The 21,817-nt window shown below is 63.2% G+C and carries 19 protein-coding genes; 9 read left to right on the top strand and 10 right to left on the bottom strand.

Features of this window, described 5'->3' with window-relative positions:
• Nucleotides 1–120: 120 nt before the first annotated feature.
• The 3 genes from hemL to BLQ55_RS27145 are packed head-to-tail and all read right to left on the bottom strand — an operon-like array spanning nucleotide 121 to nucleotide 2,874.
• The gene (hemL, locus tag BLQ55_RS27155; protein ID WP_092258448.1) at nucleotides 121–1,404 is read right to left on the bottom strand and encodes a glutamate-1-semialdehyde 2,1-aminomutase; all 1,284 of its coding nucleotides are present in this window, start codon (nucleotides 1,402–1,404) and stop codon (nucleotides 121–123) included.
• Between the two features lie 28 nt (nucleotides 1,405–1,432).
• A complete protein-coding gene (gene thiE / locus BLQ55_RS27150) occupies nucleotides 1,433–2,059 on the bottom strand; it encodes a thiamine phosphate synthase (RefSeq protein WP_092258445.1) in 627 nt (208 codons plus the stop codon).
• 17 nt (nucleotides 2,060–2,076) lie between these two features.
• The gene (locus BLQ55_RS27145) at nucleotides 2,077–2,874 is read right to left on the bottom strand and encodes a hydroxymethylpyrimidine/phosphomethylpyrimidine kinase (RefSeq protein ID WP_092205544.1); all 798 of its coding nucleotides are present in this window, start codon (nucleotides 2,872–2,874) and stop codon (nucleotides 2,077–2,079) included.
• A gap of 428 nt (nucleotides 2,875–3,302) precedes the next feature.
• Between BLQ55_RS27145 and BLQ55_RS27140 the strand changes: the two genes are divergently transcribed.
• The 4 genes from BLQ55_RS27140 (at nucleotide 3,303) to BLQ55_RS27125 (ending at nucleotide 9,961) form a co-directional block, all read left to right on the top strand.
• Entirely contained in the window at nucleotides 3,303–5,687 is a 2,385-nt protein-coding gene (locus tag BLQ55_RS27140; protein ID WP_092258442.1) for a 7TM diverse intracellular signaling domain-containing protein, read from the top strand.
• A gap of 71 nt (nucleotides 5,688–5,758) precedes the next feature.
• Entirely contained in the window at nucleotides 5,759–7,408 is a 1,650-nt protein-coding gene (locus tag BLQ55_RS27135; protein WP_092258439.1) for an acyl-CoA dehydrogenase family protein, read from the top strand.
• 347 nt (nucleotides 7,409–7,755) lie between these two features.
• The gene (gene amn / locus BLQ55_RS27130) at nucleotides 7,756–9,255 is read left to right on the top strand and encodes an AMP nucleosidase (protein ID WP_162491255.1); all 1,500 of its coding nucleotides are present in this window, start codon (nucleotides 7,756–7,758) and stop codon (nucleotides 9,253–9,255) included.
• 139 nt (nucleotides 9,256–9,394) lie between these two features.
• Nucleotides 9,395–9,961: a pseudouridine synthase gene (locus tag BLQ55_RS27125; protein WP_176814257.1), complete on the top strand. Its 567-nt coding sequence runs from the start codon at nucleotides 9,395–9,397 to the stop codon at nucleotides 9,959–9,961.
• Here the strand turns inward: BLQ55_RS27125 and BLQ55_RS27120 are convergent.
• A complete protein-coding gene (locus BLQ55_RS27120; protein WP_003185724.1) occupies nucleotides 9,956–10,165 on the bottom strand; it encodes a DUF2788 domain-containing protein in 210 nt (69 codons plus the stop codon). The genes BLQ55_RS27125 and BLQ55_RS27120 overlap by 6 nt on opposite strands.
• Before the next feature lie 240 nt (nucleotides 10,166–10,405).
• Nucleotides 10,406–10,885 (bottom strand): Lrp/AsnC family transcriptional regulator, encoded by a 480-nt coding sequence (locus BLQ55_RS27115; protein WP_003185723.1) that lies wholly within the window; start codon nucleotides 10,883–10,885, stop codon nucleotides 10,406–10,408.
• Between the two features lie 414 nt (nucleotides 10,886–11,299).
• Here BLQ55_RS27115 and BLQ55_RS27105 point away from each other — a divergent pair, with 414 nt between their 5' ends.
• Complete coding sequence (locus tag BLQ55_RS27105) at nucleotides 11,300–12,313, top strand: DUF6515 family protein (protein WP_092258430.1); 1,014 nt, start codon at nucleotides 11,300–11,302, stop codon at nucleotides 12,311–12,313.
• Nucleotides 12,314–12,491: 178 nt separating this feature from the next.
• On the opposite strand, the gene BLQ55_RS27100 is transcribed toward BLQ55_RS27105, so the two are convergent.
• On the bottom strand, nucleotides 12,492–13,385 hold the full coding sequence (locus BLQ55_RS27100; protein WP_092205257.1) for a cation diffusion facilitator family transporter: 894 nt from the start codon (nucleotides 13,383–13,385) through the stop codon (nucleotides 12,492–12,494).
• Between the two features lie 28 nt (nucleotides 13,386–13,413).
• Entirely contained in the window at nucleotides 13,414–13,833 is a 420-nt protein-coding gene (locus tag BLQ55_RS27095; RefSeq protein WP_060740501.1) for a hypothetical protein, read from the bottom strand.
• Between the two features lie 98 nt (nucleotides 13,834–13,931).
• Here BLQ55_RS27095 and hrpB point away from each other — a divergent pair, with 98 nt between their 5' ends.
• Nucleotides 13,932–16,451: an ATP-dependent helicase HrpB gene (hrpB, locus tag BLQ55_RS27090; protein WP_092258427.1), complete on the top strand. Its 2,520-nt coding sequence runs from the start codon at nucleotides 13,932–13,934 to the stop codon at nucleotides 16,449–16,451.
• Between the two features lie 18 nt (nucleotides 16,452–16,469).
• Here the strand turns inward: hrpB and BLQ55_RS27085 are convergent, their stop codons facing one another.
• The 3 genes from BLQ55_RS27085 to BLQ55_RS27075 form a co-directional block, all read right to left on the bottom strand.
• Complete coding sequence (locus BLQ55_RS27085; RefSeq protein WP_092258424.1) at nucleotides 16,470–17,705, bottom strand: hypothetical protein; 1,236 nt, start codon at nucleotides 17,703–17,705, stop codon at nucleotides 16,470–16,472.
• A gap of 13 nt (nucleotides 17,706–17,718) precedes the next feature.
• Nucleotides 17,719–18,798 (bottom strand): endonuclease/exonuclease/phosphatase family protein, encoded by a 1,080-nt coding sequence (locus BLQ55_RS27080; protein WP_060740504.1) that lies wholly within the window; start codon nucleotides 18,796–18,798, stop codon nucleotides 17,719–17,721.
• 90 nt (nucleotides 18,799–18,888) lie between these two features.
• Entirely contained in the window at nucleotides 18,889–19,551 is a 663-nt protein-coding gene (locus BLQ55_RS27075; RefSeq protein ID WP_092258421.1) for a YciC family protein, read from the bottom strand.
• 175 nt (nucleotides 19,552–19,726) lie between these two features.
• Here BLQ55_RS27075 and BLQ55_RS27070 point away from each other — a divergent pair, with 175 nt between their 5' ends.
• From BLQ55_RS27070 to BLQ55_RS27060, 3 genes are all read left to right on the top strand, one after another.
• The gene (locus BLQ55_RS27070; RefSeq protein ID WP_092258418.1) at nucleotides 19,727–20,476 is read left to right on the top strand and encodes a DUF2076 domain-containing protein; all 750 of its coding nucleotides are present in this window, start codon (nucleotides 19,727–19,729) and stop codon (nucleotides 20,474–20,476) included.
• A 128-nt stretch (nucleotides 20,477–20,604) separates the two neighbouring features.
• Nucleotides 20,605–21,084 (top strand): LabA-like NYN domain-containing protein, encoded by a 480-nt coding sequence (locus BLQ55_RS27065; protein WP_053182045.1) that lies wholly within the window; start codon nucleotides 20,605–20,607, stop codon nucleotides 21,082–21,084.
• Between the two features lie 21 nt (nucleotides 21,085–21,105).
• Nucleotides 21,106–21,717 carry a 3'-5' exonuclease gene (locus tag BLQ55_RS27060; RefSeq protein ID WP_092205262.1) on the top strand — a complete coding sequence of 204 codons (612 nt, stop codon included), beginning with the start codon at nucleotides 21,106–21,108 and terminating at the stop codon, nucleotides 21,715–21,717.
• The last annotated feature ends 100 nt before the right edge of the window (nucleotides 21,718–21,817 follow it).

Genomic DNA, 21,817 nt, shown 5'->3' with positions numbered 1-21,817 from the left:
TCGTTTTTCTGCTGCACGGGAATGCTAATAGCAGCTTCGGGCATAAATACGTAGGAAAAGGGCGGGGGGGTGTCAGCAATCACTGACGCCAGCTTCAGCCAGCGTCAGTTATCCACAGGCTTACTTCAGTGCCGCGAAGGCCCGTTCGGCTGCATCGAGGGTGATCTTCAGCTCGGTCTCGCCATGGGCGATGGAGGTGAAGCCGGCTTCGAACGCACTCGGGGCCAGGTACACACCGCCGTCGAGCATCAGGTGGAAGAAGCGCTTGAACCGGTCGGCATCGCTGGCCATGACGTCTTCGAAGGTGACGATGTCATCGGCGCCACTGAAATACAGGCCGAACATGCCGCCGGCCTGAGTGGTCACGAAGGGAATACCCGCCGCATCGGCGCGGATCTGCAGGCCGTCGAGCAGGCGAGTGGTGTAGTCGGTCAGTTCGGCGTGGAAGCCCGGGCGGCTGATCAGGCGCAGGGTGGTCAGGCCGGCGGCCATGGCCAACGGGTTGCCCGATAGCGTGCCGGCCTGGTAGACCGGGCCCAGCGGTGCGATGCATTCCATGATGGCGCGCTTGCCGCCGAAACAGCCCACCGGCATGCCGCCGCCGATGATCTTGCCGAAGGTGCTCAGGTCCGGCGTGACGCCGTAATGGGCCTGGGCGCCGCCGAGGGCCACGCGGAAGCCGGTCATCACTTCATCGAAAATCAACACCACGCCATGCTGGTCGCACAAGCTGCGCAGGCCTTCGAGGAAACCCGGCGCCGGCGGCACGCAGTTCATGTTGCCGGCCACCGGCTCGACAATGATGCACGCCACTTCCTGGCCGACTTCGCCGAGCATCTTCTCGACTTCTTCAAGGTCATTGAACGGCAGGGTCAGGGTGTGTTTGGCGAACGCCGCCGGCACACCGGCCGAACTCGGCACGCCCTGGGTCAGTGCGCCGGAGCCGGCCTTGACCAGCAGGCTGTCGGAGTGACCGTGGTAGCAGCCTTCGAACTTGATGATGCTGTCGCGACCGGTGTAGCCCCGCGCCAGGCGGATCGCACTCATGGTCGCCTCGGTGCCGGAGCTGACCATGCGCACCATTTCCATCGACGGCACGATCGAGCAGACCAGGTCGGCCATCTCGGTTTCCATCGCGGTCGGGGCGCCGTAGGACAGGCCGTGGACCAATTGCTTGCGCACCGCATCCAGCACGTCGGGATGGCTGTGGCCGAGGATCATCGGGCCCCAGGAGCCGACATAGTCCACGTAACGCTTGTCGTCTTCGTCGGTGACGTACGCGCCTTCGGCGTGCTTGAAGAACAGCGGGGTGCCGCCGACGCTCTTGAACGCACGAACAGGCGAGTTCACGCCGCCGGGGATGTGTTTCTGGGCATTGGTAAACAGGGTTTCGGAACGGGACATGGTTGGGCTCTCGAAAACGAAAAATGGACTATTTGATCTGCAGCAGCTCGTTGAAGGCGCGGGCGCGGCGCGTCACTTCAGCGCTGCTGTCGGCGCCGAACAGGCCGTGGACCACCGCCAGCAGGTCGACCCCGTGGGCCACCAGCGGGGCGGCGTTCTCCAGGGTGATGCCGCCGATGGCGCATACCGGAATATGCAGTTTGATGCGCGCCTGTCCGAGCAGTTCAAGGTTTGCGCTGGGGGCGCCGGGCTTGGTGTTGGAGTTGAAGAAACGCCCGAACGCGACATAACTGGCGCCTTCGCTGGCGGCCTGTTCGGCCAGGGCCAGGCTGGCGTGGCAGGTGGCGCCGACGATCGCCTTGTGCCCGAGCAGCGCCCGCACCGGCGCCAGCGGGCCATCGGTCTGGCCCAGGTGCACACCGACGCCCAGGCGCGCGGCCAGTTCGGCGTCGTCGTTGATGATCAACTGGGTCTTGTAGCGCTCGCACAGGTTGCGCAGGGCTTCGGCCTCCCGCAGGCGGCGGGCTTCGTCGCTGCTTTTGTCGCGGTATTGCAGCAGGGTCACGCCACCTTCCAGCGCCGCTTCGACATAAGCAAGGAACTTGCCGGCCAGCAATTGGCTATCGGTGATGGCGTACAGGCCACGTAATTTCATTCCACAGGCCTCCGGTGCTACGAGCAGAAATCCAGCGGCAGCCTACGCGGCACGAACTGGCCTTTGCCCAGTTGTTCGGCATCGCGCAAGGTGCGCCAGGTGTAATCCAGCGCTGTCTTGACGGCGCTGGCGAGTTGTTCGCCCTGGGCCAGCCGACCGGCCAGGGCGCTGGCCAGGGTGCAGCCGGAGCCGTGGTAGCTGCCGGGCAAGCGCTGGCAGGTAAAGGTTTCACGGCGGCCATCGCGGCTGTACAGGCGATTATGGACTTCATGTTCGTCGCCGTGACCGCCGGTGATCAACAGGTGTTTGACGAAGGGCAGCAGTTTTTCCGCGCACGCGTCGGCGCTGCCCTCGGGCAGTTCGGCGAGGATGCGTGCTTCGGGCAGGTTGGGGGTGGCGATGATGGCCAGGGGCAGCAGGCGTTCGCGCATGGCGTAGCCGACTTCATCCTTGCCCAGTCGCCCGCCACCGCCGGCGCGCAGCACCGGGTCGCAGACCATCGGCAGATGCGGGTGGGCCTGGAGCAGTTCGACCACCGTGTCGACCATTTCCAGTGAGCCGAGCATCCCCAGCTTGACCGCCGCTACCGGCGAATCGTTGAGCACGGCATTGGCTTGCGCCAGCACCCACTCGCGATCGAGCACGCGGAAATCGCTGACGTTGACGGTGTCTTGCACGGTCAATGCGGTTACGGCCGGGGCGGCATGACAGCCCTGGGCGAGCAGGGCTTCGATATCTGCCTGCAAACCGGCGCCGCCACTGGGATCGTGGCCGGAGAGACAGAGGACAACGGGGCGAGAGCTGTAGATATTCATGGTGCGCGAGCTTACCACCAAACCCATTATAGGGCGCACGATCCTTGTAGGCGCTGTGTAGGAGGTGTGTAGGAGCTGTCGAGCGAAGCGAGGCTGCGATCTTTCCAAAACCCATGGAGTCCCAAAGTGAAAGATCAAGATCAAAAGATCGCAGGCTGCGCCAGCTCCTACACCCAGCGGGAGCGAACTCCCTCGCCACATTTGTCCAGTCCGGTGCCAACCTGACCAAAGCAACAGCTCTATCTCAATGCTTTTCTCTGAAACGCCCGTTCTAGAGCCTTCTGTAGGAAAAATTTCAATAGTGCAAATTGGCCATCAGCGGCTATGCTAGAGATGGATCCAACACATAACAGGTAATGCCGGTTTTACGTCTACTCAGGGAATGGGGGGCTTCCTGACTCAACCGGACAGGCCACGCTGGGGCTTAAATGCGCTATTTGCTGATGTTACTGCTGTGCTTGTCCCCTCTGGCAAGTGCCCTGGAATTCGATGAATTCACCCAAAGCCTACCCTTGGGCCATGCCTTGCAAGTGTTCGAGGACGCTGGCGGCACGGCCACCCTGGATGAGGTCCTGGCCCAGTCCGCGGCGGGTGCTTTCAAGCCCCACGACAAAGCCACGCTGAACGCCGGTTACTCGCGATCAGCCTTCTGGTTGAAAATCGACCTGCACTATCGCCCGGACAATCCGGATGCCCAGCGCACTTGGCTGCTGGAGCTGGCATACCCGCCGCTGGACCACCTCGACTTGTACCTGCCCGACGCGGCGGGGACTTATCGCCTGGTTCGCCAGACCGGTGATGCGTTGCCGTTCGCCAGCCGCGAGATCCGCCAGAACAATTACCTGTTCAGCCTGGCGTTCAAGCCCGAACAGCAACAGACCGTCTATTTGCGCCTGCAAAGCCAGGGTTCGATCCAGGCGCCGTTGACGCTGTGGTCGAGCACCGCGTACCTCGAGCAACAGCCGGTGCGCCTGTATGTGCTGGGCATCATCTATGGCGTGCTGCTGGGGATGCTGGTGTACAACCTGTTCATCTACCTGAGCGTGCGCGATACCAGCTACCTCTATTACATTTTCTACATCGCCTCGTTCGGCCTGTACCAATTGTCGGTCAATGGTGCCGCCGTGGAGTACTTCTGGCCGGACAACCCCTGGTGGGCCAACGCCGCGACGCCGTTCTTCATCGGCTGCGCGGGCCTGTTTGGCAGCCAGTTCGCCCGCAGCTTCCTGCAAACCGCCCGGCATGGCCGCTGGATGGACCGCATGCTGCTGGCACTGATCGGCTACAGCGCCGTAGTCATCAGCCTGTCGCTGATGACCAGCTATGCCCTGGCCCTGCGCCTGGCGACGGCGTTGGCGCTGGTGTTCACGGTGGCGATCTTTGCCGCGGGGCTGTTCGCCTGGTGGCGTGGCCTGCGGGTGGCGCGCTATTTCATCATTGCCTGGTCGGCGTTTCTGCTGGGGGGCATCGTCAATACCTTGATGGTGCTGGGCTACCTGCCGAACGTCTTCCTGACCATGTACGCCAGCCAGATCGGCTCGGCCATCGAAGTGGCGCTGTTGTCCCTGGCCTTGGCCGATCGCATCAATGCCATGCGCGAACAGCAGGCCCAGACCCTGTTGGACGCCGGGCAGAAACTCGAAGTGCTCAACCAGCAACTGGCCCACGGCAACAAGCTCAAGGATGAATTCCTCGCCACCTTGACCCACGAACTGCGCACGCCGATGAATGGCGTGATCGGTTCCTTGGAGTTGATGGAAACCGTCGAGATGGACGAGGAACTGACCCAGTATCAACAGACCGCCGCCGGGTCGGCGCGGGACATGATGCGCATGGTCAATGGCATCCTCACCCTCACCGAGTTGCAGGCCGGCAAGCTCAAGGTCTATCCGGCGCCGTTCAGCCTGCGTGGGGTGATCGATGCGCTGCAGGTGCAGTTCGGCGCCAATGCCGCGGCCAAGGGCCTGGATTTCAAGGTCGATGTGTCCCCGGGCCTGGCGGACCGGTTGATCGGCGACAGCGGCAAACTGGCCCAATGCCTGGAATGCTTGCTGGACAACGCGATCAAGTTCACCCGGTTGGGCGGCCTGGCGCTGCGCGTCAGCGGTCGGCCGACGGAGCTCGATCGGCTGGTGTTGTCCTTTGCCGTCATCGACACCGGGATCGGCTTTACCGACCTGGGGGAAGCGACCTTGTACCAGCGCTTCTTCCAGCTCGACGGCTCGATGACCCGCGAATATGGCGGTCTCGGCGTGGGCCTGGCCATCTGTCGGCAACTGGTGGAACTGCTGGGCGGGCGCCTGACCCACACGTCCGAGCCCGGTCGCGGCAGCCGGTTCCAGTTGGACGTGGAGTTCGACGTAGCCTTGCCGGCGGCGGTCCCGACGCCGTTTTCCTTCGGTGGCCGCCAGGGCTCGCGCCAGCCCCAGGATTGCACGGTGCTGCTGGCGGATGACAACAACATCGATCAGTTGGTCATGCGTGGCATGTTGCTCAAGTTGGGTTATCGGGTGCGCACCGCCGACAGTGGCCGCGCCGCGCTGGATCTGCTGCACGGCGAGCGTTTTGACGCGGTGCTGCTCGATTGCCAGTCGCCGCCGCTGGACGGTGTGTCGGTCTGCTGCCAGATCCGCGCGTTATCTGGTTGCGAAGAGCTGCCGGTACTGGTGGTCAGCCCGAACCTGGGACAGGAGCACTGTCCCTCGGGCGCGTTGATCGACTACCTGAGCAAACCGGTGAAATTCGACGCATTGCAGGCCACGCTCCAGCGCCGGGTGCTTTGCCCGAGGCAGGGCGAAAGCGCCGATATTTAGGCGTATATGACACTTTGTTCGGCCTGGAGGCGGTGCTTAACTGAATCCCTGGCCGATCGAGGAGCCCTGTCATGAACCTGCACCAGTTCGCTGAAACCCACGACGTCACCAATCAACCGCCGTCTCTGGATGGCGCTAACCTGTACCGCATCGACCTGCCGTTGCAGCAGTGGTCGCAACGCTTTGGGGCTGGCTGGGCGCAGGCGCGGATCGATGCGTATGGGGCGCTGGCCGGCGGGCCGTTGATGGAAGCGGGCTTCCTGGCCAATCAGAACAAACCGGTTTTTTCCAGCCATGACCGCTACGGCCATCGCATCGACCTGGTGGAATTCCATCCCGCTTATCATCAGTTGATGCGCACCGCCGTCGAGCATGGCCTGCCGAGCTTGCCTTGGGCCCATCCACAGCCCGGCGCCCATGTCGCCCGGGCGTCGATGACCTATCTGCACAGCCAGGCCGAAGCCGGTACGGGGTGCCCGTTGACCATGACCTTCGCCAGCGTGCCGGCGCTGCGCCTGCAACCGGATCTGGCCGAACGCTGGCTGCCGAAGGTGCTCGCCACCGAGTACGACCCGCGCAACGTCGGCATGGCCCACAAGGCCGGGGTGACCCTGGGCATGGCGATGACCGAAAAACAGGGCGGCACCGATGTCCGGGCCAATACCACCAAGGCCTATCCGGTGGGTGCCAGCGGCCCGGGCCAGGCCTATGAACTGGTGGGACACAAATGGTTCTGTTCGGCGCCGATGTGCGACGCTTTCCTCACCCTGGCCCAGACCGACAAGGGCCTGACCTGTTTCCTGCTGCCGCGCCATCGCCCCGACGACACGCGCAATCAGTTCTACATCCAGCGCTTGAAGAATAAGCTGGGTAACTGTTCCAACGCCTCCAGCGAAGTCGAGTTCCGTGGCGCACTGGCCTGGATGATCGGTGAAGAAGGCCGAGGCGTGCCGACGATCATCGAGATGGTGGCCATGACCCGCTTCGATTGCATGGTCGGCTCCAGCGCCCTGATGCGCCAGGCGTTGACCCAGGCCAGCCATCACTGTGCGCACCGCAAGGTCGGTGGCAAGTTGTTGAGCGAACAGCCGCTGATGCAGAACGTCCTGGCTGACCTGGCGTTGGAAAGCGAGGCCGCCCTGGCCCTGAGCCTGCGCATGGGGCGGGCGCTGGACCATCTGAATGACGAGCATGAGGCCAGGTTCGCCCGGCTGGTGACGGCGGTGGGCAAGTACTGGATCTGCAAGCGCGCCCCCGCGATGATCAACGAAGCCGCCGAATGCATGGGCGGCGCCGGCTACGTCGAAGACAGCATCCTGCCGCGCCTGTACCGTGAAGCACCGGTCAACTCGACGTGGGAAGGCTCCGGCAACGTGCAGTGCCTGGATGTGTTGCGTGCCCTGTCCAAGGAGCCGGGTGTGCTGGAGGTCTTGTTCAGCGAATTGGGCGACGGCCACGGCGACAAGCGCCTGGCCGGCCACATCCACCAATTGCAGGCAGCTTTCAAGGATACCGACGACATCCAGTACCGCGCCCGGCAATTGACCGAAGACATCGCCGTGGGCCTGCAAGCCAAGCTGTTGCTGGAGGCGGGGAACAGTGAGGTCAGCGATGCTTTTATCGCCAGTCGCCTGGGTGCGACCGGCCGGGCGTACGGTGCCCTGCCTCGGGGTTTGAATGTCGAAGCCATCGTTACCCGCTCGACCCCGCACGCCCTTTAGAAACACCACATACCCCTGTGGGAGCGAGCTTGCTCGCGATGGCGTCGACCCATCCAGCCTCTATGGTGACTGACACACCGCTATCGCGAGCAGGCTCGCTCCCACAGTGGACCTGAGTTGTACACAACCTCTGATTACGCCATCGAACCTTGTGGGAGCGAGCTTGCTCGCGATGGCGTCGGTACATCCAGCCTCTATGGTGACTGACGCACCGCTATCGCGAGCAAGCTCGCTCCCACAAGGGCTGCGGTGAAATGAAAGTTCTGGGGCCACTGAAGATCAATTGTGGGTGAATGATCGAGCGCGCCAATACGCCACTGTTCCCGTCGGGCGGCGATGCAGGCAAGATGAAGGCCTGCAAGTCAGAACACAGGAAGCTGATCGTGACCGAAGCGTTTATTGTCGTTCAAACCGCCGAACAAGCCGTGGATCGTCTGGCGGCCCTGCACGAGCGTGCGACCACCGCGCTGAACCAGGCGCTGATGCGTTATCTCAAGGACCGCATCGAGCCGGATGCCGAACAGCGTGCATTGTTTCGCTACCCCGCCTTGCGCCTGACCTATCACTGCCACGGTGAAGTCCCGCAAACCACGCGGGCCTATGCCAAGGTCCAGTTGCCGGGCACCTACAGCGTCACCGTCACCCATCCCGCCGCGTTCCGTAAATACCTGCTGGAACAACTGGTCCCGCTGATGCACGACTTTACCGTCACCGTGGAGGTGGGCGTCAGCGAGCAGAACATCCCGTACCCGTACGTGGTGGAGCAGGGCGACGAACTGGCCGGTTCCGGCGTGACCGCCGCCGTACTGGCGCGGGTATTCCCCAGCACCGACCTGTCGGCCGCCACCGATGGCATCGCCGACGGCCTCTACGACTGGGAAAACACCGACCCGCTGCCCCTGGCGCTGTTCGATGCCGCGCGGGTGGACTTTTCCCTGCGCCGGCTGGTGCACTACACCGGCAGCGACTGGCGCCATGTGCAGCCGTGGATCCTGCTGACCAACTACCACCGCTATGTCGACCAGTTCATCGTCCATGGCCTGGAGCAGTTGCGCAGCGACCCGCGCTTTGTGCGCATGGTCCTGCCGGGCAACGTGATCATCGACAAGAACATGGACCATGGCGAAGCGTCGGCCATCGCTGCCGGCGTGGTCTGGCACCGTTACCAGATGCCGGCTTATCACCTGCAGACCAACGACGGCCATGGCGTGACGCTGGTGAACATCGGTGTCGGCCCGTCCAACGCCAAGAACATCACCGACCACCTGGCCGTGCTGCGCCCGCATTGCTGGCTGATGATCGGCCACTGCGGCGGGCTGCGGCAGTCCCAGACCATCGGTGACTACGTGTTGGCCCACGCCTACATGCGTCGCGATGGCATTCTCGACCGGGTAGTGCCGCCGAACATTCCGATTCCAGCCCTGGCCGAAGTGCAGATGGCGCTTCAGCAGGCGGCGGCGAACATCACCGGCGAGAAGGGCGATGAGCTGAAAAAGCGCCTGCGCACCGGCACCGTGCTCACGTACGACGATCGCAACTGGGAACTGCGCTGGGCCCAGGAGCGTCCGCTGATCAACCTGTCTCGCGCCGTGGCGGTGGACATGGAAAGCGGCACCATCGCCGCCCAGGGTTATCGTCTGCGGGTGCCCTATGGCACGTTGCTGTGTGTCTCGGACAAACCGCTGCACAGCGAGATCAAGCTGCCGGGCTCGGCCAACGCGTTCTATGAGCGAGCGGTCAACCAGCACCTGAAGATCGGCATCGAGGCGCTGGACCTGTTGCGCACCGAACTCAACTCGTTGCATTCGCGCAAACTGCGCAGTTTCGACGAGCCGCCGTTCCGCTGATCGGAGGGTGGTCATTTAACGGTCGGGCCACTAGCATGGTCGGCCCCGACCGTTAGATGTTGTATTCGCCATGCCCCGTCCTCCACGCCCTGCTTCCCGCCGCCCTGGCGCGAAGCTTCCCGCCGTTGCGCCGCGTCGTGTGGCCAAGGCTCCCCCGGCCGAGCCCAAGCTGATCCTGTTCAACAAACCCTTCGACGTACTGACGCAATTCAGCGACGGTGAGGGGCGGGCGACGCTCAAGGATTTTATCGACGTACCGGGCATCTACCCGGCCGGGCGGCTGGATCGCGACAGCGAAGGTTTGCTGTTGCTGACCAACGATGGGCAATTGCAGGCGCGTATCGCCGACCCCAAGCACAAGCTGGCCAAGACCTATTGGGTGCAAGTAGAGGGAGAGCCAAGTGCCGAACAGTTGCAGCGTTTGCGCGATGGCGTGGAACTGAACGACGGCATGACGTTGCCGGCCGAGGCGCGCCCATTGGACGAACCGCACTTGTGGCCGCGCAACCCGCCGGTGCGCTTTCGTAAAAGTGTGCCCACGAGTTGGTTGGAACTGGTGATTCGCGAAGGGCGCAACCGCCAGGTACGGCGCATGACCGCTGCGGTAGGCTTGCCGACACTGCGCCTGGTGCGGGTCAGGATCGGCGACTGGACGATCGAAGGGCTCGATCAGGGCCAGTGGAAGGAAGTGCCGGCGCGCTTATAACGCCCCAGACTCGATCAGGCCGATCACCACGCTCTTGATCACGAATGCTGCCACGCCAAGCCCCAGCACGAAAAACAGGATGAACGAGCCAAAACGCCCGGCCTTGGATTTCTTCGCCAGGTCCCAGACGATGAAGCCCATGAAAATGATCAGGATGCTGACCAGGCCGGTCATCATCCACTCTTCGAAAACAGCAGGATCCATCAGGACACTCCGGCGTGGGCGGGATTGAAAAGGCGCGGCGAGTATAAGGCATGGGCGGCGGGCGGGGGATTGGCCTGCGGCGGTGTGTCGCAGCTATTCATCGCCTTCTCGGTGGCGTGACTGCCCCGGACCCTGTGGGAGCCGAGCTTGCTCGCGATGGCGGCATTACGGCTGACAATGATTTGGCTGATCCACCGCCATCGCGAGCAAGCTTTGCTTCCACAGGGTTCATGGCGATATTCAGCTGCGCAGGTGAGTCAACGGCAACTCGGTGCTGTTGAGCACCTGGTTGAGCACAAAGCTGGAGCGCACGCTGGTGACGCCATCGATCCGGGTCAGGTGCCCCAACAGCAGTTTCTGATAATGGTCCATGTCCGGCACCACGACCTTGAGCTGATAGTCCGCGTCCATGCCAGTGACCAGGCTGCATTCCAGCACCTGCGGCAGGTTGCGGATGGCGGCCTCGAAGTTCTCGAAACGCTCGGGTGTGTGGCGGTCCATGCCGATCAGCACATAAGCCGTCAGGCTCAGGCCCAGTAGCTTGCGGTCGAGCAGGGCGACCTGGCGGGTGATGTAGCCGTCATCCTCCAACTGCTTGACCCGCCGCGAGCAGGGGGAGGGCGACAGGCCGATGCGTTCGGCCAGTTCCTGGTTGGAGATGCGCGCATCGCGCTGCAATTCCGCAAGAATGCTCAGGTCGTAACGGTCGAGTTTGCTCATCGGTCGGGCCTTTATCTTGATAATTGCGGAGGATTATCTATCCGGGGTTAAAAATTGCGCAAGTGATGTTTATTTCCGCAATCTTCGCAATCATCTGTCGGCACCCCTGGCTTATGCTTACCACCAAGATCACTGCTCGGACAAACAGTCCAGTGCGGCCCGCCCAATCAGGCCGGCTGCGGTCGCAGTACCCACCGGTACTGGCAGACCCCCGAGCTGCACACCGTCCAGAAGACGGCGTGAGGTGAGCCGACGTCATAAGCGTCGAGCACGGACGAAATTCTCAAGGGGAGGCCGACGGGTCTCCCTTTTTTAATGCCTGCGAAATAAACCCCGTGGCTGATAATCTGTCGCAGAACCGGCCTGGGCTTTCCCAGTCTTATCATCAGGCCCTGAACCGTTGTGAGGAATTTCATGAAGTCGCGCATCTGGCGTTTGGCAGGTGTTGGTCTGTTGTGGGCAAGTGTCAGTGCGCAAGGAATGGCCGACGATCAGCAAAACCGTGGCGGCCCGGACGGCGGTCGCGGCCAGGACGGGCGCGGCGGCAACGGCCAGGGTTACTCGGGCCAGCCGCGGCCGCAGAGCAACGAAATCATTCGGGGCGACAACAGTCGTCAGTTCGAGGTCACGCCGCAGAACCCGGGCGGACAACGCTACGATCGTCCACCGCAGGACCCTAACGCTCACGGGCGTCCGCCGCAGCCGTCGCCCGGCAACAACTTGCCCATCCAGGGCCGGCCCGACAGCGTGACCCAGACCCGCGACCCGCAACCGGGGTTTTACCGCGATATCCCTCGGCGCAACGATGGCTATCCGAATGCAGGTCCAGGTCCGCGACCAGACCATGACGGTCGTCCCGGCCAGCATTGGCCCGGTCGGCCGGATGGGCATGGCAACGGTTGGGGCCCTGGGCCGCAATACCGTCCGGGTTATGTGATCGACCGTTTCCCGGATCGCAACTACCGCGTGCCTTATCGCGGCCAGGACTATTTCTATTCCGGCGGCTACTGGTATCGCCCGCAAGGACCGCGTTACGTCGTGGTCGCGCCACCGCGGGGCATCCGTACCCGTTACCTGCCCGATTACGCCCGGGAAGTGTGGATCGGCAGTTCGCTGTTCTTCCTCGCGGCCGGCGCCTATTACATCTACGAAGCCAATACCCAGGATTATGTCGTGGTCGATGCGCCGGTCGCCAACCCGCAGCCGCAACCCCAAGGCAACAGTTTCGATGTGGTGGCCTATCCGGCCAACGGCCAGTCGCCCGAGCAGGTCAATCAGGATGGCTACGACTGCTATCGCTGGGCGGTGCAGCAGAGCGGCTTCGATCCGCGCAACTACACCTACCCGCCGGCACCGGAAGTGGTGCAGACCTATCGCCAGGCCCAGGGCAGTTGCTTGAGCAGTCGTGGGTATCAGGTGACGTACTGAGTCGCCACAACCGAATCAGTCGGACACCTTTTTTCTGTGGCGAGGGGATTTATCCCCGCTGGACTGCGCAGCAGTCCCAAAAGCAACCAACTCGATCTGGCAAACCGAGTGGTGAGGTTTCAGGACTGCTTCGCAGCCCAACGGGGATAAATCCCCTCGCCACGTTCTGTGTTCGGCATCACGCGCTGGCGCGCTTCACCACGTCCGACGGATCGGCATGCACCAGCACTTCGGCCTTCGGATAAGCGCGGTGGATGGCATCGGCGGCCTGGTCGCTGATGCCGTGGGCCACTGACAGGGTCAGGTCCCCCGGCAACTCCAGGTGCAGTTGCACGAACCAGTGGTTGCCCGAGACCCGCGTACGCAGGTCATGGGCGCCAAGCACGCCGGGCACGGCGCAGGCCAGTTCCAGCATGCGCTGGCTGACGTCCGGCGGCAGTTCTTCATCCATCAGCACCGCGAAGCTTTCCCGGGCGATCTGGATGGCGCTCCACAGGATGTACGCAGCGATCCCCAGGCCGAACCAGGCGTCGAGTTGATACCAACCGAACCCGGCCAGGACCAGCGCGACCAGGATGCTGCCGTTGAGCAGCAGGTCGGAGCGATAGTGCAGCGAATCGGCACGCACGGCGTTGGAGCCGGTGGCGCGGATGACCCGATGCTGCAACGCCAGCAGCGCCAGGGTCAGCCCCAGGGAAAACACAATCACACCGACGCTGAGCCAGGGCGCCTCCACCGGCACCGGGTTCTTCAGGCGTTCGAAGGCCTGCAAGGCAATCAATGTGGCACTGCCACCGATGAACAGTGCCTGGGCCATGCCGGCCAGGGATTCGGCCTTGCCATGACCGTAGCGATGGTCATCGTCGGCGGGGCGCAGGGCGTAATGCACCGCCAGCAGGTTGAGCAGCGAGGTGACGCCGTCCAGGGCCGAGTCGGTCAGGCCGGCGAGCATGCTCACCGAACCGCTGAGCCACCAGGCCAGGGCCTTGGCGATCACCAGTGTGAGGGCCACGGCCACCGAGGCGCGGGTGGCCAGGCGCAGCAGGCGAGCGTGTTCGGTGCTGGTGGTCATGGCGCGGTCGTTCCTTCAGTGGCGCCGGTCATGCGGCCGGTTTGAGGCCGAGGGTGGCCAGTTGCTGCGCGCTGCCTTTGTGCTGGATCAGTCGAGGATCGTCCAGCGGGAAGCTGCGGCCCAGTTCGCGCTCCAGGATCGCCTGCAGTTTTTGGTTATTGACCGTGCCGTCTGGGTTGATGGCCGGCTTGAGTTTCTCTGGCTCGATCTGGACGCTGCGGCCCGGTTCGAAATAGATGGCGCCGGTGGCAAAGTCCACCGCGAAGGCGATCAGGCCGGGGATGATGTAGAACAGCAGGCCGACGGCATCGAGGGCGGCGATGGCCGGGTCGATCTTGCCGTCGATCTGGCCGCGACGGTCCGGGTAGAAGATCGAGCCACAGGCGCTGATTTGAGTCAGCAGGGAGGCGACCAGCACGCCACCGATCACGCGAAAGGGAATACGCATAGCAATCTCCTGAACAGGTAGTAGAGGCGTTGCTGGTTGGAGTCCAGACCACGCTAAACAGTTCGCCGTTATACTCGGCCCTCTGTTTTGGAGCCAGCATGATTTCTTTGCCGATCGATGAAGTTTTACCCGCCCTGCGCCAAGCCTTGGCATCGCGCCACGAAGCCGTGCTCGAAGCACCGCCCGGTGCCGGTAAAACCACCCGTGTTCCCCTGGCCTTGCTGAACGAGCCCTGGCTGGCCGGACAGACCATCCTGATGCTCGAACCCCGGCGCCTGGCGGCACGGGCGGCGGCCGAGCGGCTGGCCAGCGAGCTGGGGGAAAAGGTCGGTGAAACCGTCGGCTACCGGATTCGTCTCGACAGCAAGGTCGGGCCCAGGACCCGCATTGAAGTGGTCACCGAAGGCATCCTCACCCGCCGCTTGCAGGACGATCCGGCGCTGGAAGGGGTGGGGCTGCTGATTTTCGATGAGTTCCACGAACGCAGCCTCGATGCCGACCTGGCCTTGGCTTTGAGCCTCAACGGTCGGGAGTTGTTTCGCGAAGAGCAGCCGCTGAAGATCCTGCTGATGTCCGCGACCCTGGAAGGCGAACGCCTGGCCGGGCTGTTGGACAACGCGCCGATCCTGCGCAGCGAAGGCCGCATGTTCCCGGTGACGGTACGCTGGGGGCGGCCGTTCCAGCCCGGCGAGTTCATCGAGCCACGGCTGGTGCAGACCGTGCTCGAAGCGCTGCACGATGAAGCCGGCAGTGTCCTGGTGTTCTTGCCCGGGCAGGCGGAGATCCGCCGGGTCCATCAGCAACTGGCCGAGGCCTTGGGCGAAGGCGGCAACGTCTTGCTCTGCCCGCTGCACGGCGAACTGGACCTCGCCGCTCAACGCGCCGCCATCGACCCGGCACCCGCCGGCCAGCGCAAGGTGGTGCTGGCCACCAACATTGCCGAAACCAGCCTGACCATCAATGGCGTACGGGTAGTGATCGACGCCGGACTGGCCCGGGTGCCGCGTTTTGACCCGGGCAGCGGCATGACCCGGCTCGACACCCAGCGCATTTCCCGGGCCAGCGCCACCCAGCGGGCCGGTCGCGCCGGGCGCCTGGAACCGGGGGTGTGCTACCGGTTGTGGTCCGAAGACCAGCATGAACAATTGGCCGCTTACGGTAGCGCGGAGATTCTGTCGGCGGACCTGGCCGGGTTGGCCCTGCAACTGGGGCGCTGGGGCGTGACGCCGCAGCAATTGGTCTGGCTCGACGTCCCGCCCGCCGCCGCGTATGCCCAGGCCCAGGACCTGCTGCAACGCCTGGGCGCGCTGGAGGGCGAGCAACTGACCCGCCACGGCCAGGCCATGGCCGAACTGCCGGCCCATCCGCGTATCGCGCATCTGCTGTTGCGCGGCCAGGCGCTGGGGCTGGCGGACATGGCCTGCAACGTCGCTGCGCTGCTGGGCGAGCGGGATATTCTGCGCGGTGCCGGCGCCGACCTGCACAGTCGCCTGGCCTTGCTGTCCGGCGAAGAACGAGCGGCGCGCGGCGCTCAGGGCGGGGTGCAGCGGGCGCGGCAATTGGCCCGGCAATATCGCGGCTATCTGCGGAGCAAGGCCGAAGAGGCCGTGGCCGATCCCGACCATCCGCGCTGGCTCGGCGCGTTGCTGGCGTTGGCCTACCCCGACCGCGTCGCCCAACAGCGCCGGCCCGGCGGTGCGGAATATCGCCTGGCCAACGGCCGGGCGGCGCTGTTTGCCGAGGCCGACAGCCTGATGAAACAGGCGTGGCTGGTAATCGCCGACCTGGGCAGCCGCCAGGGCCAGCGGGAAGAGCGGATCTACCTGGCGACGGATTTCGACCCGGCGCTGTTCGATTCGGTGCTGGCCGAACAGGTCCGTGTGGTGGATCAACTGGATTGGGATGAACGCGAAGGCGTGCTGCGGGCCGAGCGCCAGCGCAAGGTCGGCGAACTGGTGCTCAGCCGCGAACCGTTGACCGGCCTGGATGAGTCAGCCCGTAGCCAGGCCTTGGTGAACCTGGTGCGGCGCAAGGGCCTGGAATTGCTGCCCTGGACTCCGGAGCTGCGGCAATGGCAGGCGCGGGTGGCGTTGTTGCGTGACCTTGACCTGGAGGCCAAGGGCGAGAGCGAATGGCCAGACGTCAGCGACGCAGCGCTGCTGAACACCCTCGAACACTGGTTGATGCCGTATCTGGGGCGAGTCTCGCGCCTCAGTCATTTCGCCAACCTGGACCTGTCGAGCATCGTCCACAACCTGTTGCCCTGGCCGTTGCCGCAACGCCTGGACGAACAGGCCCCCCACCATTTGAGTGTGCCCTCGGGCTCGTCGATCCGCCTGGACTACAGCGAACATCCACCGATCCTGGCGGTGCGCCTGCAGGAGCTCTTCGGCCTGGCCGACACCCCGCGCATCGCCGGCGGCCGTCAGGTGGTCAAGCTGCACCTGCTGTCACCGGCACGCCGGCCGGTACAGGTGACCCAGGACCTGGCGAACTTCTGGCGCAGCACCTACGCCGAGGTGAAGAAGGATTTGAAAGGGCGCTATCCCAAGCATTACTGGCCGGACGATCCGCTGGTGGCGGAGGCGACCGCGCGGGTCAAGCCGCGTAAGGCCTAGCACCCCGTATCACAATGGCTACTGCAGATGCCTCGCGACGATATCTGCAATCAAAAGGCCTATTTTTTCGGAGAAGGCCACGGATACCTGGCCGTTGGCATACTGGATTCTGGCCGGTGCGAGGGATTCGTCGCTTTCGGTCACGCCCTTGACTGCGGCACAGCCATTGACCGAGACGGTCAGGCGAACTCGCTTGACCGGCAAGCCTTCTCCAAAGTCCTTTTGCAAGACGTCCGCTGGGACAATGCCTGAAATCCTCGGGTCCGACAGTGGCGAACTTGCGTCTCTCTCGTAGTGGTTGAAGAACCGCTCGATGAGTACCCCGTCTACCTGTTCGAAGGTGAACGCCAGGTTGTCGAAAAGTCGTTGGGGGTCAAATGCTTGTGTTCTCAGGCAGAACGTCAAGACCTTCAAGATGATTTGCGACCCTTTGAAGTCCGGGTCATCTACCGCTGGGTGGGTGCTTTCGGAGAAATGCAGCCGGGTCAGATACAGGGCATCGTCCTTGACCAGGATGTTCAAGTCGATCCTGGGGGGCGTGGGTTTTATCCCGATAGATTTAATGCCATACCATTCATAAAATCCGCCGAACCGGTCATGAATGGGGGTGTTGGGTTTGCGCCCGTTGTTGATGTCGGATTCGTAATACAACATGTTTGAACACAAGGACTCGGCCAATTCTTCAGTTGGCGAGATATGCGTCCAAGGCCATTCATCCAGGGGGGCGAAGCGTTCGTCTTCCGTTTCGATCTGGCTCTCTAGATAGTTTGTCCCGGAACCGGCGAGGTAGCAGGTACCAAAGTTCTGGGTGGTCATCGTGGCTTCGGGACGGTGGGTATAGGCGCACTTGCCACCTTTTCCATCCAGCAGAACGCCCAGCATGTGGAATGCACCCGCGGTCCGGCCCATGCCCATTAGAACCTGGTCGATCGTGTCGGCATCGATCATGGCGTCGGGTTGATAGCAGAGCTTGATGTCAATCGACTTCGCAAGCGCCACCCAGAACTCATAGGCCGATCGGCAATCCCCTGCAAAGGCGAGCATGCCGCTGTTGTTCGGCAGGATGTAGGTTTTTCGACCCATGCGCGCGATATGAAACGGCCCGTCAGCGTCATGCCAATCAGTGGGTATCAGCCCCAGCGAAGGAACCCACACGGACATCGACTGGCGCTTGTCTGGACCGTCCGCGCTGATCAAGCAGTCGGCGATCAAGTGTGGGTCATTCTCGGGGTTGATCAGGGCGATTACCGTCATGGTGAGATTCCTTTCAAGGCATGGCTGGCAACAAAAAACGCGCAATCACCGGTAAATGGTCGGAGATGCGCAAGGTGTCATCCTGGCGCACCTGGGCTTCGACCCGTTTGATTCGCGGGCTGTAGAACAGGTAGTCGACGGTGCGATCCGGGCCGTTGAGGCCGGGGTCGTTCGGGTAATGGGTCAGCCAGTGCTCGCGGTCGATGCCGCTGGCTTCGTTGTTGGTGGGAATCATCGGGTATTTGTCCCACAGCAGGTGCAGCGGGCTGTCGGCGGAATAGGGCGTGCGTTGCTCGGACGGCAGGCGTCGGTACTGGCCCAGGGGCAGCAGGTTGAAGTCGCCGCCGATCAGCCAGGGCGTGCCTGCGGATTCGAATTTGTCCAGTGCCTGGGTCACGGCGGTGATTTGTCTGGGCAGGGTTTCGTCCGGTTCAGTGGCCCGTTCCAGGTGCGTGTTGAGCACCGCCAGCTGGCTGCCGTCGCTCAGCGACAGATAGCTCACCAACAAGGCATTTTTCGGCTGGAACTGACGGCTGATGACGTTGGTGTCGGCCACCGGCAGTTGCACCCGTTCGGCATGGTCGATGCGGTAGCGGCTCAGGGTCGCCAGTTGCCGGCCGACGCTGCCGAAGATGTGCGGGTCGGGGATGAAGTCGGCTTTCCAGTCGAAGGCGCTGGTGCCGCACGGATAGAGGTCGGCGAGGCGTTCCTGCAACAGCTTGAGCTGGTCCTGGTAATCGCTGGCCTTGGCGCCCTTGTCCAGTTCCTGGAGCAACACGATGTCCGGTTGCTCGTCGCGGATGACCCGGGCCACTTCGTCGAGACTGAAGGCCATGTCTTCCAGGGTCGGGCTTTCATCGTCGCCCTGGGCCAGGTCGTGCCAGAACACGTAGCGCTTGCCGGCGAGGAACTGGACGTTCCAGGTCATCACCTTCAAGGCTTGGCCGGGTGCCAGCGCTGCCGCATTGGCGGTGCAACTGACCGGCACGCTTTCCCGGGGCTCTGGCCGCCAGGTCAGGCCGTAGATCGACAGGGCGGCCAGGCTGAGGATCAACAGCAGGCCCAGCAAGGTGTGGCGCAGTAGACGGGTCATGGCTCGGCTTATGGGCGAAACGCAAAAGTGCTCCCGAGCATAACCGAGAGCGGTTCTCAAGCCCAAGCCCAGGGCTATCGCCGAGTGCGATCAGCGGCGCTCGGGCTTGGCTTCGATCAGCATGAACAGGCGAAACAGCACCACGGTGGTGAACAGTTGCAGGAAGCTGTGGACGCTTTCGATCAGCAAGCTGACCGCGGGGTTCTGTGGCGACGGATACACCGAGACGCTGGCGCCCTTGAGCAGCCACAGCGGGCCCATCACCGCGAGAATGCACAGCAGGATCCGCCAGAAGTTGCCGCGGGACAGGTTCAGGCTTTCCTTCATCGCCGCCAGGGGAGGCAGGCCCCTGAGCACCAACAGGTATTCGCCGAAGGCCAGGGTCACCATCAGCCACAGGCCCGGCAGGAAGTACAACGACAGTCCCACCAGGATCAACAACGTGTTGAGGGCCGTCAGCAAGGCAAAGCGTGGCCACAGCGTGAGGGCCGTTGCGAGCAGGTCCCGGGTGCGTGGTGCTTCACCGCGGCTGCGGGCGTCGAGAAACAGGATCAGCGCGGCGGTGTACAAGGGGTACACCAGCAGCCCGACGATCACGCTGTAGCCGGGAAAGCCGTCGGGGCCGAGGGCGCTGTCCACGCCTTGCTGCAGCAATGCCTCGAGTATGACCAGCGGCAGGCACAACTGGGCGATCCGGCCCAGATGGCGCTTGAAGAAATACAAAGAGTCGCGCAGCACGTCAAACGGATTCATGAGTCGGTATCGCAGTTGAAAAAGCGGTCCGACACTTTAACCGATCAGGCGCCCGCACAAGCAAACGTAAACATCAGGTAAAGACCATTGAAAGCTTTCCGGCGAACCCCATTACTGATGGGCACCGGTCTTCGGGATCGGAATGGTTTCTACCCGGCAATCGAATGAGGTCGCCATGAACAGCGAAGAACAAACCCTGATCGATGGACTGTTTTCACGGCTGCAACAGGCCGAAAAGGATTCAGCCCCGCGCGACGCCCAGGCCGAGGCGCGGATCAAGGAACACCTGGCGAGCCAGCCAGCGGCGGGCTATTTCATGGCCCAGGCGATCCTGGTGCAGGAGGCCGCGATCAAGCGCCTCGATGAGCAGAACAGGCAACTCGCCCAGCAGGTCGAGCAATTGCAGGCTGAACTGCAACAAGCGCGCAAGCAAGCGCCGGCACCCAGCGGTGGCGGTGGTTTCCTCTCGAGTATTTTCGGCGGCAGCCCGCGGGATTCGCGCCCGGCGAGCGCGCCGGGCGCCAGCGGTGGCGGTTGGCGCGAACCGGCGCAACCGTCCTTCAATGCCCCTGCCCAACAGGGCTTCGGCGCGCCGCCCGGCAATTATGGCGCACCGCAGCAACAGGCCCCGGCAGCGGGCAGCTTCCTCGGCGGCGCCCTGAAAACCGCCGCGGGCGTGGCGGGCGGCGTGATGCTGGCCCAAGGCATCAGCAGCCTGTTCCACAGCAGTCAGCAACCGCAGGAGATCGTCGAGGTCATCAAGGAAGAACCGGCGCAACCGGTCAACGACACCGCAGGCAACGGCTGGGGCGATGACCCGCGCGTGGCCGACAACGACGCCTACGGCAGCGACCAGGGCGGGTTCAGCGACGCGGACTACAGTGACGATTCATCTTTCTTCGGCGACGACGACTCCTTCGTCTGACCTGCCATTCGTCCGGGGCGCCCTGGCGCCTCGGGCCGATTATTCGCGGAACAATCCTTCGGGCTGGCATACTGGGCGACTTTTCGGCCCTGGTGGGCTGCGTACGTGTGCATCCAAGAGGAAACGCGGTGAAAAAAATTGCAGTGTTCGCCGATGTCCAGAACCTCTATTACACCGTGCGCCAGGCTTACGGTTGCCATTTCAACTACGCCGCGCTGTGGGCCGATGTCAGCAAACAGGGGCAGATCGTCGAGGCCTACGCCTATGCGATCGATCGCGGTGACAGCAAGCAGCAACAATTCCAGCAGATCCTGCGCAACCTGGGTTTCGTCGTGAAGCTCAAGCCCTACATCCAGCGCAGCGACGGCTCGGCCAAGGGCGACTGGGACGTGGGCATCACGCTGGACATCATGGACGCCGCCGACCATGTCGATGAAGTGGTACTGGCCTCCGGCGATGGCGATTTCGACATGTTGCTCGAACGCATCATCCAGAAGCACGGTGTGCAAGCCGTGGCCTATGGCGTGCCGGGGTTGACCGCCAACTCGCTGATCCGCGCCGCCAGTCGCTATGTGCCCATCGAAGGCGCGTTGCTGCTCAAGAATTGATTTTCACGGAGTTCAAAAGGTTTGGAACGCATCGCAGTCATCGACTTTGAAACCACCGGGATTACTCCGAGCAGCAGTTGCCGGGCCACTGAGATCGCGGTGGTGATGCTCGAACAAGGCCGGATCGTCGACCGCTACCAGAGCCTGATGAATGCCGGTGTGCGCGTCCCTGCGTTTATCGAGCAACTGACCGGCATCAGCAACGCCATGCTGCGCAGCGCACCCTCGGCGGAGAGGGTCATGAACGAGGTCAACGAGTTCGTCGGCATCACGCCACTGTTGGCCCACAACGCCGCGTTCGACCAGAAGTTCTGGGATTTCGAGCTGGGACGTATCAAACGCACCCGCTTGCAGAATTTTGCCTGCTCACTGTTGCTGGCCCGGCGCCTGATGCCGGCGGCGCCGAACCACAAGCTCGGCACGCTCAACGCGTTCGCCGGCTTGCCCCACACCGGCCAGGCCCACCGGGCCATGGCCGACGCCGAAATGGCCGCCAACCTCACCGCGCACCTGGCTTCGCAACTGCGGCAAAAACATGGGTTGCGGGAGTTGTCCCATGATTTGCTGTGCAGTTTGCAGAAAGTGCCGGCGGCGAAGATCAACGAGCATCTCAAGCGCCATCGCGGTTTCTAAACACACCGCCGGACAACTGTGGGAGCGAGCTTGCTCGCGATAGCGTCGGATCAGTCAGCCGCTCTGTGACTGACACTCCACCATCGCGAGCAAGCTCGCT

The sequence above is a fragment of the Pseudomonas sp. NFACC13-1 genome (genome assembly GCF_900104425.1).
GTDB classification, from domain to species: Bacteria; Pseudomonadota; Gammaproteobacteria; order Pseudomonadales; family Pseudomonadaceae; genus Aquipseudomonas; species Aquipseudomonas fluorescens_AA.
Note: the sequence above shows the minus strand (reverse complement) of the source record. Positions and strands in the feature narration are given on the sequence as shown.

Coding starts and splice junctions, on each gene's coding strand:
- BLQ55_RS27140 (WP_092258442.1), top strand. CDS start 3,303: ATGCGCTATTTGCTGATGTTACTGCTGTGCTTGTCCCCTCTGGCAAGT.
- BLQ55_RS27120 (WP_003185724.1), bottom strand. CDS start 10,165: ATGGATCCTGCTGTTTTCGAAGAGTGGATGATGACCGGCCTGGTCAGC.
- amn (WP_162491255.1), top strand. CDS start 7,756: ATGAAGGCCTGCAAGTCAGAACACAGGAAGCTGATCGTGACCGAAGCG.
- BLQ55_RS27080 (WP_060740504.1), bottom strand. CDS start 18,798: ATGACCCGTCTACTGCGCCACACCTTGCTGGGCCTGCTGTTGATCCTC.
- BLQ55_RS27100 (WP_092205257.1), bottom strand. CDS start 13,385: ATGACCACCAGCACCGAACACGCTCGCCTGCTGCGCCTGGCCACCCGC.
- BLQ55_RS27070 (WP_092258418.1), top strand. CDS start 19,727: ATGAACAGCGAAGAACAAACCCTGATCGATGGACTGTTTTCACGGCTG.
- BLQ55_RS27085 (WP_092258424.1), bottom strand. CDS start 17,705: ATGACGGTAATCGCCCTGATCAACCCCGAGAATGACCCACACTTGATC.
- BLQ55_RS27105 (WP_092258430.1), top strand. CDS start 11,300: ATGAAGTCGCGCATCTGGCGTTTGGCAGGTGTTGGTCTGTTGTGGGCA.
- BLQ55_RS27095 (WP_060740501.1), bottom strand. CDS start 13,833: ATGCGTATTCCCTTTCGCGTGATCGGTGGCGTGCTGGTCGCCTCCCTG.
- hrpB (WP_092258427.1), top strand. CDS start 13,932: ATGATTTCTTTGCCGATCGATGAAGTTTTACCCGCCCTGCGCCAAGCC.
- BLQ55_RS27145 (WP_092205544.1), bottom strand. CDS start 2,874: ATGAATATCTACAGCTCTCGCCCCGTTGTCCTCTGTCTCTCCGGCCAC.
- BLQ55_RS27115 (WP_003185723.1), bottom strand. CDS start 10,885: ATGAGCAAACTCGACCGTTACGACCTGAGCATTCTTGCGGAATTGCAG.
- BLQ55_RS27135 (WP_092258439.1), top strand. CDS start 5,759: ATGAACCTGCACCAGTTCGCTGAAACCCACGACGTCACCAATCAACCG.
- thiE (WP_092258445.1), bottom strand. CDS start 2,059: ATGAAATTACGTGGCCTGTACGCCATCACCGATAGCCAATTGCTGGCC.
- hemL (WP_092258448.1), bottom strand. CDS start 1,404: ATGTCCCGTTCCGAAACCCTGTTTACCAATGCCCAGAAACACATCCCC.
- BLQ55_RS27075 (WP_092258421.1), bottom strand. CDS start 19,551: ATGAATCCGTTTGACGTGCTGCGCGACTCTTTGTATTTCTTCAAGCGC.